The 14861-nt window shown below is 35.9% G+C and carries 15 protein-coding genes; all 15 read right to left on the bottom strand.

Annotated elements, in window-relative coordinates; genetic code table 11:
• Positions 1-324: 324 nt before the first annotated feature.
• The 15 genes from BMX24_RS05740 to BMX24_RS05670 all read right to left on the bottom strand — a co-directional run bounded on the left by BMX24_RS05740 (position 325) and on the right by BMX24_RS05670 (position 14624).
• Entirely contained in the window at positions 325-1503 is a 1179-nt protein-coding gene (locus BMX24_RS05740; RefSeq protein WP_089791093.1) for an acetyl-CoA C-acyltransferase, read from the bottom strand.
• Between the two features lie 47 nt (positions 1504-1550).
• The gene (locus BMX24_RS05735; RefSeq protein WP_089791092.1) at positions 1551-2006 is read right to left on the bottom strand and encodes a hypothetical protein; all 456 of its coding nucleotides are present in this window, start codon (positions 2004-2006) and stop codon (positions 1551-1553) included.
• Positions 2007-2017: 11 nt separating this feature from the next.
• Positions 2018-2401, bottom strand: a complete 384-nt coding sequence (locus BMX24_RS05730; protein WP_089791091.1) for a hypothetical protein — start codon at positions 2399-2401, stop codon at positions 2018-2020.
• A gap of 148 nt (positions 2402-2549) precedes the next feature.
• The gene (locus BMX24_RS05725) at positions 2550-3629 is read right to left on the bottom strand and encodes a hypothetical protein (protein WP_089791090.1); all 1080 of its coding nucleotides are present in this window, start codon (positions 3627-3629) and stop codon (positions 2550-2552) included.
• Positions 3630-3709: 80 nt separating this feature from the next.
• Complete coding sequence (locus tag BMX24_RS05720) at positions 3710-4432, bottom strand: hypothetical protein (RefSeq protein WP_089791089.1); 723 nt, start codon at positions 4430-4432, stop codon at positions 3710-3712.
• Entirely contained in the window at positions 4398-4952 is a 555-nt protein-coding gene (locus BMX24_RS05715; protein ID WP_089791088.1) for an RNA polymerase sigma factor, read from the bottom strand. Before BMX24_RS05715 ends, BMX24_RS05720 begins: the two co-directional genes overlap by 35 nt.
• A gap of 114 nt (positions 4953-5066) precedes the next feature.
• The gene (locus BMX24_RS05710) at positions 5067-6449 is read right to left on the bottom strand and encodes a nucleoside permease (RefSeq protein WP_089791087.1); all 1383 of its coding nucleotides are present in this window, start codon (positions 6447-6449) and stop codon (positions 5067-5069) included.
• Between the two features lie 21 nt (positions 6450-6470).
• Entirely contained in the window at positions 6471-7070 is a 600-nt protein-coding gene (locus tag BMX24_RS05705; protein WP_089791086.1) for a bifunctional nuclease family protein, read from the bottom strand.
• 299 nt (positions 7071-7369) lie between these two features.
• Complete coding sequence (locus BMX24_RS05700) at positions 7370-8317, bottom strand: electron transfer flavoprotein subunit alpha/FixB family protein (protein WP_089791085.1); 948 nt, start codon at positions 8315-8317, stop codon at positions 7370-7372.
• 135 nt (positions 8318-8452) lie between these two features.
• Positions 8453-9199 carry an electron transfer flavoprotein subunit beta/FixA family protein gene (locus BMX24_RS05695; protein ID WP_089791084.1) on the bottom strand — a complete coding sequence of 249 codons (747 nt, stop codon included), beginning with the start codon at positions 9197-9199 and terminating at the stop codon, positions 8453-8455.
• A gap of 150 nt (positions 9200-9349) precedes the next feature.
• Positions 9350-10054: an SDR family oxidoreductase gene (locus tag BMX24_RS05690; RefSeq protein ID WP_170835666.1), complete on the bottom strand. Its 705-nt coding sequence runs from the start codon at positions 10052-10054 to the stop codon at positions 9350-9352.
• Positions 10055-10134: 80 nt separating this feature from the next.
• Complete coding sequence (locus tag BMX24_RS05685) at positions 10135-11049, bottom strand: T9SS type A sorting domain-containing protein (protein ID WP_139176748.1); 915 nt, start codon at positions 11047-11049, stop codon at positions 10135-10137.
• A gap of 217 nt (positions 11050-11266) precedes the next feature.
• The gene (locus BMX24_RS05680; protein WP_089791081.1) at positions 11267-12064 is read right to left on the bottom strand and encodes a T9SS-dependent choice-of-anchor J family protein; all 798 of its coding nucleotides are present in this window, start codon (positions 12062-12064) and stop codon (positions 11267-11269) included.
• A 197-nt stretch (positions 12065-12261) separates the two neighbouring features.
• Complete coding sequence (locus tag BMX24_RS05675) at positions 12262-13164, bottom strand: T9SS type A sorting domain-containing protein (RefSeq protein WP_089791080.1); 903 nt, start codon at positions 13162-13164, stop codon at positions 12262-12264.
• A gap of 80 nt (positions 13165-13244) precedes the next feature.
• Positions 13245-14624, bottom strand: coding sequence for a dipeptidase (locus tag BMX24_RS05670; protein WP_089791079.1), 1380 nt, complete (start codon positions 14622-14624; stop codon positions 13245-13247).
• Positions 14625-14861 lie beyond the last annotated feature (237 nt).

The following is a 14861-nucleotide window of genomic DNA, read 5'->3' as shown; positions in this document are numbered from 1 at the left end:
TGTTTCGACTACTTCGCACTCAACATGACATCGCTAATACTAATTGCTGTACATTTTGTTGTATCAAGATCCTTACCAGATATGTTTTATTTCAAGAGATTGCTTTCAGGGACTGCGACCCTAGCCCCGATTGCAGCATTTGTTTGAGCTCATTTTTTTGTTTAGGGGCGGCCTCGTCTTTGACGAGGCCGCCCCTAAACAAAAAAATAGCGAGTGCGGAAAGCGGGATTAAGCTTCAAAAAAAAAATTAAACCAGATTTCATTAAAAACAAAAAATCCGAAAGCCTTAACTTCCAGATTTTGAATATTATTTTAAAATAATGATTACATATTTTCAATAACAATAGCAGAAGCACCGCCACCACCGTTACAGATCGCTGCAGCACCATATTTTCCGTTATTTTGTTTTAAAACGTTGATCAAAGTAACGATAATTCTGGAACCTGAGCTTCCAAGTGGGTGACCGATCGCCACTGCTCCACCATTTACGTTCACTTTAGAAGCGTCTAATCCTAAGATTTTGTTATTGGCTAAACCTACCACAGAAAACGCTTCGTTGAATTCGAAGAAATCGATGTCTGTAAGCGATAAACCTGCTTTTTTAAGAGCAATTGGCAACGCTTTTGAAGGTGCAGTCGTGAAATCTTCCGGAGCCTGAGCAGCATCAGCATAAGAAACGATTCTTGCCAATGGTTTAAGACCTAATTCTTCCATTTTCTCTTTAGAAACAAGGATCAACGCGGAAGCTCCGTCATTAAGAGTTGACGCATTTGCAGCCGTTACCGTTCCTTCTTCTTTTTTGAAAACTGTAGGAAGTGTAGGAATTCTATCAAAATTTACCGCTTTATATTCTTCGTCTTCAGCGAAAACGACAGGATCTCCTTTTCTTTGAGGAATTGATACCGGAACCACCTCTTCTGCGAATTTTCCTTCGCTCCAAGCTTTTGCTGATCTTTTGTAAGATTCGATCGCAAAATTGTCCTGATCTTCTCTTGAAATGCTGTAGTCTGTTGCACATTTTTCTGCGCAAACTCCCATATGAACTTTGTTGTAAACGTCTGTAAGACCGTCTAAAACCATTCCGTCAAGCATTTTTACGTCACCTAATTTGGTAGCGTTTCTTGCATTATAATAGTGAGGAACTGAAGACATGTTTTCCATACCTCCGGCAACGATAACGTCTGCATCACCAGCTTTGATTGCCTGTGCAGCCATCGTAACAGCCTTCATTCCCGAAGCACAAACTTTATTTACCGTAGTAGAAGGTGTTTCGTTTGAAAGACCAGCTCCTAAAGCAACCTGACGAGCCGGCGCCTGACCTTCTCCCGCCTGTAAAACGTTTCCCATGTAGATTTCCTGAACCTGTTTAGGATCCAGACCGATTTTATCTAATGCTCCTTTTACTGCAACAGATCCCAACTTTGTGGCAGGAACCGTTGATAAACTTCCCATAAAACTTCCCATCGGAGTTCTTACTGCGGAAACGATGAATACTTCTTTCATGTTATATTTCTATTTTTAAATTTAGCTAATAAAAGCCTTTCAATTTTTTATTTTATATTTTCCTTTAGTTTTATTAAAATCAGATCATACTTATCTCCTGCAATTTTAGATTCTATTTTAATGTAATTATCTTGAGTTGCAACAACTTTATTTGTAAAGACATCATCAACTTTAATAGGATTGTTTTTTTCCGTTTTTTCAAGAACAATAAGCTTATAATTGCAATCGTCAAGGAAAACCATGCTTGATTTGACATAATCTTTTCCGCCATTGTAATATTCTGTCTGAACATTATCTTTCACCGTCATATACCAAAGATTTTTTGGATAGTTGGTTCGCAAAAATGTTCCTTCTTTAATATTACTGCACTTTGTAGGGTTGTCCACCTGTTTTTTTTGTTGAGGGACTTCTTTTTTCGGAGTAGCTGTTCCTTTTTTCTGGGCATTCATCTGAGAAGCTCCTAAAACCAATACTGCTGCTGAAAATATCTTCAAAAAGTTCATATCTGTGTCTGTTATTTATTATTATTTTTCGCAAAAATTATGATAAAAGCACCTAAAAATTCTACGATCCAGCCCCATCTCAGTTTTACAATGCCTGCCAGTTTTTCCTGCCATGATTTAAAAGGCATAAAACTGAAATACTGCAAAGCCTGAACCTTCACGGCAAATAAGGTGAAAAGGAATAAAAGGATTAGCAGAATCGCAAAAATTCTTGCCATTTTTCCACTGTTGTTCACAATTGCGAACAGTGCGCCGGCAGACAAAACCCAACATGCGATCGCTAAATAATGATCGAGTTTCCAATAGCTCCAGTTGCCTATGACAGGAACATGAACCAGCGGCAGGAAACTTCCTACAACCACCAATATCAATCCTAATAACTGAATATTTTTCATATTTCTTAAAGTGCCAAAATACGAAAAAAAACACACTTAAAATAAGTGTGTTTTAAAAATAGATATTTTATATCAATTAATTATAAATAGTAAAATTCTAAGAATAAATTTAAATATTTCGTAAAATAAATCCAGTAACATTATCAAATTAAAAATTAACATTGGCTATTTCGATACCAATCTGAAGCCCGTATTTCTTCTTCAGCTGAGCATCATTATTGAATAACGGAGTAAAATCTTTTTGAATAAATAAATTGATTCCACCATATCCGATTCCAAATTTTCCTCCAAAAACAAAATTATTTACACCTTGCATTACTCTTTCCTTTTCTACAATTCTTTTAGAGTCTTCAGTAGAATATTTGTTATATATTACACTTTGTGTTCTCACCCCTCCATAAATACCTGCGACGATGTTCAACTGACTCTTTTTGTTATCTAAATATTTCACCCCTTCATGTACCACATATTTTGGGTTTAAAACAAACTTCAAATCTACAGGAACAAAGATATAGGCATTGCCCAGGTAGGTCCTTTTTAAATTTCCTCTGGTAAATTCGTCCACAAATAAAGTTTTGTCCTGCTGCATGAAAGCTTTGCCATATTTTGGAACATATCTGTCGGATCTCACTCCCAAACCAATACGGTAAAATACCGGACTCGTGAAGCCTCCTAGCTGGTTTTCATACCTCAACACAAATTGCGAGGAATTGATGATCGTACTTCTTACATCCGATTCTTTGTTGTAAAATTTGAAGAATTCATTTTTTTCAGTGAGATTCGCGCCCGTAAGGCTTACCGCAAGCTCCCAAGTACGCAGATAATCTTTAGGAGTCTTATCTTTATTGATCTTCATTTTCACCCCGCCAAGTCCCAGCTCCAATTGATTTTTACCGTGATACAGAGAATCTTTTTTCCCTAAGACAGCACTTCTCACCATTGATTTTGTGGCATTTTCAAGTTCAGATTGTTGGGCATCCACTTTCTCGTTGATCATTTCTTCATATCTGGAAGCGATATCGGCTCTCTGCTTTTGTTTTTCTTCTGCTGTGATTTTTTTATCTTTAAAATTTCTGTCCACATCGTCCAATTCGGCATTCATTTTAGATTTTTCGGAAACTACAATGCTGTCGATCTTTTCAGAATACGATTTCAAATGCGGATTTTCCTGTGCAAAAGTGTAAGAAAAAGCCATTACAGCAGTCATTAGAGCAATTTTCTTTTTCATATTTTTAAATTTTATTATTAGACAATATTTTACCTCTGTTCGTTTTCGGAACAGTATTTTTTATGTAAAAGTTTAATGATTTATTTAGACTCCAAAGAATCGGAAAAGACGGTCATTCCTAGTATTTTAAATGAATTTGGGCTTTTGATTTTAATTTTTCCCATATCTACCACTCCGAAAGTTTTGTGATGATCCTGGCTTTCTTCACGGGTTTTATCAAATTCCCTTCCCAAAAGCAATTCGTCAGCTTTTATATAATTTGTCTTTTTCCTTTCGGCAACAAAAGGCCTTTCGATATTTTGAGTAATAATTTTCTCCTGAGCAACCGGATTTGTATTAAAATTATCCTTATTAATTATTTGATTTTCCTCTTTTGATAATGACTGATAATGATTTGTCTCCGGAAGACTATTTTCATGAACAATTTTTATTGTATTCTCAGGTTGGGTTTGTTGTTTATTAATTTCATGAGAAACAGCAATATTATTTTCAGTTTTATTTATCGTTGAATTAATGATTTCAATATCTAGATTTTCCTTTTCAATATTTTTCTCCAATTGATGCTTTTCAGCGAATGTATTTCTGTTTTTTTCTGTTGAATTTGAATTAAAATAAAAAACTACTCCAAAAGAAACCAAAAGAAGTATCACAGCAGCATATTTTATCCATTCAAATGACTTTTTAGGGCTCAAAACAGGTGCTTTATCCATTCCCTGTTCGATTCTATCCCACAGATCAGCGGAAGGCTTTATTTCGCGCTTATCGTAGTCAGATTTTAATTGATTCAGTATTTCTTTTTTCATTTTCTTTTGTTTTTAAATAATCAGCGATCCATTTTTTAGCTTTACTAAGCTGACTTTTGCTTGTCCCCTCCGAAATATTGAGGATTTCTGCAATCTCCTGATGTTTTTTCTCTTCAAATACATACAGATTAAAAATCACTCTATATCCGTCCGGTATTTTAGAAAAAATTTCTTCGATGTTTATTTCCTCAAGATTTTCCCCAAAATCATCTTCAGAATAATCGTCCGCAATTTCGACGTCTACATAGAGAAGATTTTTATTCTTCCGGATAAAACTTATCGCGTCGTTCACAACAATCTTCCTGAGCCAGAAAGGGAAACTTTTCCATTCTCTGCATTCATCAATTCTTGAGAAACATTTCATAAAGGCATTCATCAGAATATCTTCCGCATCATGAAGGTTGTTTGTATAAGAATTTGCGATGGCAAGCATCCTCGCGGAGAACATGTCGTAAAGCGCTTTCTGCCCTCTCCGATCCTGTTTTTTTGCCAGCTTAAAATTCTCTTCTAAGTTCCTCATGTTCTAGTTTCTATGTATAAGACGGGATATTTTTCAAATGGTTGCCTGAAAAACAAAAAAATTGCATTTTTTTTCAAAATGCAATTTAATATTTTAAATATCAATGATATAATTTTAATGTTTTATGTCTGCTAATTCTTTTGGATCATGCTTATGTTTAAACAAAATGGCAAAAAGAACGGCAAGAATTAAGGCATACGCCGCAAAAGCGATCCAGATATTTGGCCAGTCTCTCAACAATACTGCTGATGACAAAGTTCCATCTGCATTTATCGCAGAATTGAATGTATTTTTTAGAATCTCAAGAAAGGTAGGATTGTTGGGTGTCGTATCCAGATAAGCTGATAATTGCGCAGCATTTGTAAATTTGTGAGTAAAGAATTTATCAATAGCCCAACCTGCAATATTACTTCCGAAATAGGCTCCAAAACCATTCGTCATCATCATGAACAGCCCTTGTGCAGAAGAACGGATCTTTTTATCCGTCGTAGTTTCCACGAAAAGCGATCCTGAAATATTGAAGAAATCGAAAGCCATTCCGTAGACAATACAAGATAAAATAATTAATGATACTCCATAACCTTCCGGGCTGCCATAAGCAAAGAATCCGAATCTTAAAACCCATGCAAACATTGAAATCAGCATCACTTTTTTAATTCCGTATCGTTTTAAAAAGAAAGGAATTGCCAAGATAAATAATGTCTCGGAAACCTGCGATATCGACATTACAATCGTTGATCTCTGAACTACAAAAGACTCTGCATATTTGGGAAAATGAGAAAACTCGCTCAGGAAAACATCTCCATAGGCATTCGTCAACTGCAACGCAGCACCCAAAAGCATTGAAAACCCGAAGAATAAAGCCATTTTGTAATTACCAAACAGCTTGAATGCATTCAGACCCAACTGCTCAACCAAAGGTGCATTTTTATCTATCAATCTCTGTGGTGGGCATTTCGGTAAAGTCAATGCATAAATCCCCAGAACAACGGCTGCAATTCCTCCGATATAAAACTGTCCTTCCGTCGCTTTATTTCCTGTAAGATTGGTCACCCACATCGCTACAATGAAACCGATGGTTCCCCATACACGAATGGGAGGAAAATCTTTAACGACATCAAGATTGCTATTTTTTAAAACAGTATAGGAAATAGAGTTGGCCAACGCAATCGTCGGCATATAAAAGCACATGGCCACAAGCATGACATAATAAAAAGAGCCGGGACTCGAAGTATGTGGTAAAAAGAACAATACGATCCCATATAAAATCTGTAAAACAGAGAAAATCCGTTCTGCATTTACCCAGCGGTCGGCGATAATTCCGGTAAGGGTCGGCATAAAAATGGAGGCAATCCCCATCGTTCCGAAAACGGCTCCAAACTGTGCCCCGTCCCAGTGTTTCGTACCGAACCAAAAATTAGCCATCGTAATCAGCCAGGCTCCCCAAACGAAGAACTGAAGAAAACTCAGGATGGTAAGTCGTAGTTTTAAATTCATAATTAGTATAAGATATCTCTTTTAATCAATATTCTTTTTTCTCCTTTTGATTTCTTCCTGAATCTCCAGAGCAGTATCATAGTCTTCTTCTTTTACAGCATCTTCCAGCAATTTTTGAAGTTCTTCCATAGAAAGCGATTTCAGGTTATCTTCTGCAGGAACGGTCTCTGAAAACGGCTGTTCTTCCTTGGAAACATCTTCCAGTTCCAGGAGAATTCCGGCTTCGTTCAGGACCTGCTGAGTCGTGAAGATAGGAGCATCAAATCTCACTGCCATTGCCACTGCATCCGATGTTCTGGCATCAAGAATGAGTTCTTCATCATTACTTTTATTTTTAAAGTTGATATTAGAGAAGAAAACTCCGTCTACAATCTGGTAAATGATAACAGAAACCAGCTCATAATTGGCAGAAACTATAAATTTTGTAAATAAATCGTGGGTAAGAGGTCGCGGCGGATGGATGTCTTTCTCCAGACCTAAAGAAATGGATTGAGCCTCGAAATTTCCTATAACAACAGGTAATTTAATATGTGTCTCTTCATGTTCCAATAACAATGCGTACGCCCCGGATTGTGTCTGGCTGTACGATATTCCGCGAATAATTAACTGTTTATAATCCATAACTACAAATATAGATTAATTTTTAATTGTGTTTTCACTTTTTTAGACAAAAATAAAAGCCCGGAAAGGGGCTTTTATATGTGAATTGTAATGATTGGTGAATTGTGAATTTTATTTTATAAGTCAATTTTGCTTTGCAAGTGAATTTTTTAATTTAAATAGTATTAATTTTAACAAAAGACACTAAAATCTTTTCCAATACTATTCTTTTTTTCATTTGCAAAAGCGTTTCATTCAGCCAGGTTCGTCATATTAAAATTGACAAACGAAGTGAATTGACCATTCCCAATTAACCTTTCTTATCCTTTGATCGCTTTAATTTTCTCCGTTAAAGCAGGAATAATCTGGAAAGCATCTCCTACAACACCATAATCAGCTGATTTGAAGAACGGAGCTTCAGCATCATTGTTGATTACTACGATTGTTTTAGAAGAGTTTACTCCAGCCAGGTGCTGAATTGCTCCTGAAATACCCACTGCAATATATAGGTTTGGCGAAATCGCTTTACCAGTCTGTCCTACGTGTTCTGTGTGAGGTCTCCATCCGATATCGGAAACAGGCTTAGAACAAGCTGTAGCAGCGCCTAAAACGTTGGCTAATTCTTCGATCATTCCCCAGTTTTCAGGACCTTTCATTCCTCTCCCTGCAGAAACTACGATTTCAGCTTCTTTAAGATCTAATTTTCCTGAACTTTGCTCGTGAGAGATCACTTTAGTATCTTCATTGGCAACAGATAAATTTTTCACTTCTTCTGAACCAGATACCGGATTTTCTTTAACACCAAAAGCATTTTGAGAAACCGTAATGATTACTCCTGCACCTTCAGCTTTTGCATGCATAAAACCTTTTCCTGAGAATGCTTTTCTTTTCACCTGGAACGGAGAAAGGCTTTCCGGAGCTGCTAATGCATTGGTAATTAACGAATGTCCGTTCATCACCGCCAACATCGGAGCGATGGAAGAAGCATCTGTTGTGTGGGGGAAAACGATGATATTTCCGTTTGCCACTTCACTTACAGCCTGAGCATAAGCTTTAGCTGAGAAACTTTTAAGACCTTCGTCTTTAATATTGATAACGTTTGATGCTCCATATTTGTATAATAAATCTGAAGAATCTGTTGGGTTTACAGAAATTGCCGTTACTGTTTCACCAGCCTGATCTGCAATTGCTTTAGCATAAGCCACTGCTTCAAAAGCCGCTTTCTTGTAAACTCCGTTTATATTTTCTGCGTATACGAATACTGCCATTTTAAATTTGTTTAAGGTTTAACGTTCAAGATTCAAGGTTGCCAATTGTATTGTATATTTAATGAAATTGAATACTTTCAAATTTTGAAAACATCAATTCTATCCTGAATCTTTTTACTTTTTACTTGGTTCTTATTAAATTACTTTCGCTTCTTCGTGAAGTAATCTTACCAATTCATCCAAATTATCAGGAGAAACCAATTTCACAGCAGCTCTTGGCGGAACACTGTCATAAGAAACTCCCTGAACTTTTACTTCAGAAGAAGTAGGTTCTACCACCTGCAAAGGCTTTGTTCTTGCAGACATAATTCCTCTCATGTTTGGAATGATCAAATCTTTTTCGTCTACTAATCCTTTCTGACCAGCAATGACAGCAGGTAATTTTACAGAAATAGTTTCTTTACCTCCTTCAATTTCTCTTACTGCAGTAGCTTCGCTTCCGTTTACATCTAAACCTACAGACGCGTTTACGAAAGGCTTACCCAGTAACTGAGCCACCATTCCCGGAACAGAACCACCATTATAATCGATAGATTCTTTACCGCAAAGGATCAGGTCGTAACCACCATTTTGAGCAACTGCTGCGATTTCTTTTGCCGTAGAGTAGCTATCTTTTGGATCAAGATTTACTCTTACCGCATCATTTGCACCGATTGCCAAAGCTTTTCTGATTACAGGCTCTGTAGTAGCATCACCAACGTTGATTACCGTAACCGTAGCACCTTGAGATTCCTGAAGTTTAACTGCTTTTGTTAACGCAAACTCATCTAACGGGTTGATTACCCATTGAATTCCGTTTTTGTCGAAAGCAGATTTGTCTGCCGTAAAGTTAATTTTGGAAGTAGTATCCGGAACACTACTTATACAAACTAATATTTTCATGTGTACTATTTTATTGTTTCTCTTATGTATAAAACTTAGGGATTTTTATACGAGATTTTGTTTTTAATTAATTTTGCTAATATAAATAAAAAATATATTATGCATGCATAGTACTTATTAATTTACTATTCAATGCATTAAACCTCTTTATCATGCTGGTTTTGTTGCCCTAAATTCGATCTTACTAGGCAAAACCCTTGGATTCATTTTTAAAATATCCAAAACCAGATTTCCCATATCTTCGGGCTGGATCTTCCATGCATCTTTTTCTGAAGGAATATTTCCGTTGAAATTTGTCGCCACCGAACCCGGCATGATTACCGTTGATTTGATATTATATTTTCTTAAATCAATCATTGCAGCCTGCGTAAAGCCCACCACTCCAAACTTTGAAGCATTGTAGCCGGCTCCGTTTTCAAAGAAATTGGCTCCTGCCAGACTTGAGATGGTGATATAATAGCCTTCTGTCTTTTTTAATTCTTCGACTGACGCTTTTAATGTATAGAAAACTCCCGTTAAATTCGTTTCGATCATATCATTCCAGTCATCGGCTGTCAGCTGATCTACGGGCTTAAAAATTCCCACTCCTGCATTGGCAATAACAAAATCCAATCTTCCGAATTTTTCTTTAATATATTTTACGGCCTCCTCTTCACTTTCCAGACTTCGGACATCGGAAACAATTCCTAAAACATTTGCGGAATATTGCTTTAAATCTTGTTCAGCTTTTTCCACATCATCTCTTTTTCGCCCCGAAAATGCAACCGAAACTCCATTTTCAAGTAAAATTTTGGCAATTCCCAAACCTATACCTTTGGTTCCGCCCGTTATATAAGCAACTTTATTTTCTATCATGATATCATGGATTTAAGTTCTTAAAAATAACAAAAACGCCCCAATTAGAGCGTTTTATTAATACTAACATTTATCATTAATTATTTCTTGATAAATTTTTGAGAAGTAATTCCTTCTTTCGTTTCAACTTTAATAATATAATTTCCGGTCTGAAGGCCTCTTACATCTACTCTCTCTTCATTGCTGCTCACATTCATTTTTCTTCCGGCAAAATCAAAAACTTCAATTTTATTCACTTTAGATTTAGCCTTTATAAACAAATAGTCTGAAGTTGGGTTTGGTGAAACAGCAATTTCTTTTATATTGCTAAATACTTCGGTTGTTCCCAACACCGCATTATTACCTTCGATAGAAAATGCTAAACCATTATAGGCAGGCTGGTTGGTTAAGGTTGATATAGTGCTCCATGAGGTAGCACCAACTCCAAAGGCATTACCTGGATCCACCAATTTAGCCATATTTCCATTCGCCTGTCCTGCAAACCAGTTGAATCTTGTAGAGGCAGAAGAAGTAAAATCTGATAAATTGGTTTTAGCGATGAATACCAACCAATACACTGTCCCTGGCTGCAAAACCAAAGGACTTGATAAAGCAGCTGTCACATCAACAGAAAAAGTAAAATTATATGTTCCTGACTTTACTAAACTATAACCCGGTGCCCCTTTGGCAATATCAATCTGTGCAATTGGAGCCACCGCAGGGTTGTTAGGAATTCCTGCAGGTTTTCCTGCATTATCAGCATAAATGTACATCATTAATCCCGTGGCTTCAATAGCTGCTAGAGTACCTGCATTTTGAAATCCTTCCACTTTCACTTTTGTAACTGTCGTCTGATTTGTAAGGGTAAAATCATCTGCAGATGCAACAAAACTGCCATTGGCAATGGCATCAGAAATTATCCCTGTAGTACCTGAAGATGTCTGTGAAAAAACAACAGTCTGTGCTTTTAACTGTAAAATACCCAACAAAGCGGTAAGAAATAAAATTTTTTTCATAAGTTTTTTTATTAAAATAATTATTGGCAGTAAATTTATTTCATCAAAAAATAAAAACAAATTTCTAATTCCAAAAGATGTGAATTGAGCGCAAAATTGATAATTATGAAGAAAATCTTTTAAAAATTTTCTCTATTTTAAAAATTTTATGAAAAGAAAAACGCTTCGAAATCGAAGCGTTTTGTCTATATATCTTTTAATTTATTTATTTATTTATTTATTTTTTGATAAACTTTTGGGAAGTAATTCCTTCTTTCGTTCCAATCTTAATGATATAGTTTCCGGATTGCAGGTTTCTTACATCTAGTTTATTATCATTTAATTCAATATTTATTTTTCTTCCTGACATATCATAAACTTCCGAATATATGATTTTAGACTGAGTTTTTAAATTGATAAAATCTGACACAGGATTGGGATATAGTCCTATTTTTTCAGCATGGGAAACCTCCGAAGTTGCCAAAACATTCTGTGTAATTTTAACATTGTCTAAAATAATAGCAAGCTGGTTATTAGTTCCATAATGTCTGAAATATATTTTCACATCCTGCCCTGCTATCGCAGAAATATCTGCAGTTCTTGTGGCTGCCATACTTGCTTCAGCTGCAGTAAGTGTCTCCTCAAAAACAGGAGCTTCGCTACCCGTAAACACAGCATTTGATGGTAAAACATACACTGCATAATGCTCCTCAGGCAGCGAAGGAAAAAAACCGCCGACCTGATAGGACAGTGTTGTAGCTCCTGCCGGAAGGTTTATGACGGGAGAAATCAACACATTGTCAGGTGTTGTTCCTGCAGAAAGGGAAACATAAATCCTACCCGTATATCCCCACGGATCCGTATTTGCAGGTTCATCGTCTATAGTCCAGTTTTGGGAATCGCCGTCGTTATCAAGAAATGACCAATCATTGACAGTTGGAGAATTGGTTTCAAAAGTTTCGTTAAAAATAGTAGTTTGTGCATTCATCTGTGAGTTGATACCCACGAATGCTCCGATTAGTAAAAATGTTTTCATAATAGTATTTTGTGCAATTATCAAATGTAATAGTATTTAAGAATAAAACAAAATATTATTTCATTAAAAAGTGATATTTGTTGAAAATTTACAACAATAAACAATTATACATTACTTTTTTACATCTTCTTTTTTTTGAATAGAAAATAAAAAAACCGCTTTAAATAAAGCGGTTTTATATAATATTATTTTAATTCTTATTTTTTAACGATTCTATCGGTTACTTTACCTTTAGGAGTATTAATGTTCAAAATATAAACCCCTGCAGCCAATCCTCTAAGATCTACCTTATTATTAACAAAAGGCGCATCTAGTTTTTTACCTGAGAAATCATAAACTTCAATAGAGTTTATTTTGTCCGGTGTTTCGATGATTGCAAAGTCAGAAGTTGGGTTAGGATACATTTTATACGATAGTTTTTTCACATCTGAAGTTCCAAGAACTCCGCTTATTACCTGAATTCCATCAAAATATGCAGAGCTGTTGTAGTTATCATTCGTAATTGCTAAATTACCTACCATTGTTCCTCCTACAACTTCTCCGGTATAGATTAGTGTACCGTTTTGATAATATTTTGCTTCATTATTAGCAAAATCTAATTGTATTTTATAAGTATTCCAGGCACTTCTTGTAAAGTTTGCGCCTGTATCTATATATCCAAGTTGAAGAGTAGTTGGATCCATGTCAACAACAAGAATATTATTTTGAAAGTCAAATCTCATTCTTGCATTGATAGTACTCTGAGAAGGTGATTGCGGTGAAAAAAAGAAGTCACACTCATCTCCTGCAGGAACTGAAGGTGTAAAGTATGCATTAAAAAGAACCGTAACTATTGGCCCATTTACCGTTGTTGTAGGACTAATAGGCCCTGCTACAGCGTGATTAGTGCCGTTATTTCCTGTAATTTTTAAAGATTGTGTACCAGGATTTGCCTGTTCAGCAGAAACTACCGCAATATTTGCAGCAGCCGTAGCACCCCAACTGTTTTGTCCAGAAATGTTTCCAAGAGTATATCCTTGTGAAGATTCGAAGCTATAGTTCATTTGAGCGTTACCTATAAGGAAGGTAAACAACCCTAGAGAGAGTAAAAGTTTTTTCATGATAATTATTTATTTTGAGGTAAATATAAAAAAAAATCCCTAAGAAACACCTTAGGGATTAATTTTTTTTTATAAAAAAATTATTTAGCGTAATTTTCAAAGAATAAAGGAATACTTTCAATTCCCTTATAGAAATTAAATAAGCCATAATGCTCGTTAGGAGAATGAATCGCATCCGAATCCAATCCGAATCCCATTAATACAGATTTAGCACCTAAAACCTGTTCAAACATTGCTGTAATGGGAATACTTCCACCACCTCTGTAAGGAAGAACTTCTTTTCCAAAGGCAGATTCCATAGCCTGTTTTGCTGCTAAAAACTCTTTAGTATCTGTAGGCAAAACGTAAGGCATACCTCCATGATGTGGGGTTACTTTCACTTTTACATTCGCAGGAGCAATTTTCTTAAAATATGCTGTAAATTTTTCTGTAATTTCTTCCGGAGTCTGATAAGGAACCAAACGCATTGAAATTTTAGCAAAAGCCTTTGAAGGAATCACTGTTTTGGCACCTTCTCCTGTGTAACCGCCCCAAATTCCGTTGCAGTCTAATGTCGGACGGATAGACGTTCTTTCAAGGGTTGTATAGCCTTTTTCACCTTCTACTCCGCTCAATCCGATGGATTTTTTGAATTCTTCAGGGTTATCCTTTAATTTATTCATGTCGGCTCTATCGGCATCAGAAACCGTTTCTACGTTATCATAGAACCCGTCGATTGTGATGTGTCCGTCTTCATCGATTAATTTTGCGATCATTCTTGAAAGCACATGAATCGGGTTTGGAACGGCACCTCCATAAAGACCTGAGTGTAAATCTCTGTTTGGTCCTTCAACTTCAACCTCTACATAGCTTAATCCTCTTAAACCTGTCGTAACAGTCGGTTGTTCGTTGCTATAGATATGAGTATCAGAAATTAAAATACAGTCGCAAGATAATTTTTCTTTATTTTCATTAACGAAATCACCTAAGCTTACTGACCCTACTTCTTCTTCTCCTTCCAAAATAAATTTCACATTACAAGGAAGAGCATTTGTTTTCATCATTGCTTCAAAAGCTTTCAGATGCATGAAAAACTGACCTTTGTCATCTGCAGAACCTCTTGCAAAAATAGCTCCTTCAGGGTGAAGTTCGGTTTTCTCGATATAAGGTTCGAATGGTGGTTTTGTCCATAATTCCAAAGGATCAGCCGGCTGTACATCGTAGTGACCGTATACCAAAACTGTAGGTAAATTTTTATCTAAAATTTTCTCCCCGAAAACAATAGGATATCCTTTTGTCTGGCAAACTTCAACATGATCGGCTCCTGCATTTTTAAGGTGTTCTGCGACAACATCTGCACATTTCAACACATCATTTTTGTACGCAGGATCAGCTGAAATAGAAGGAATTCTCAATAACTCAAATAATTCATCCACGAAACGTTGTTTGTTTTCGTTAATGTAATTTAATGTCTCTTGCATTGTAAAATTTTGTTTTGCTAAAAGTAAAAAAAATGCGATGCAGTAACAAACAAAAACATATAAATTTCCTCAGGTTATGATTATCTTGATTTTAAGCTCGTTGTAGATGTAATCATCACGTCCTTTGATTTGATTTTGCTTTAGCTATTTTGTATTTTTATCCTAATTTCCGCAAAGTTTGTCATCCTGTAAGGATCTCAACAGTCGAAACATTAATCATTTAACTAAATAAGACAA

It is taken from the genome of Chryseobacterium wanjuense, assembly GCF_900111495.1.
GTDB classification, from domain to species: Bacteria; Bacteroidota; Bacteroidia; order Flavobacteriales; family Weeksellaceae; genus Chryseobacterium; species Chryseobacterium wanjuense.
This window is presented reverse-complemented; position numbering and strand designations above follow the sequence as displayed.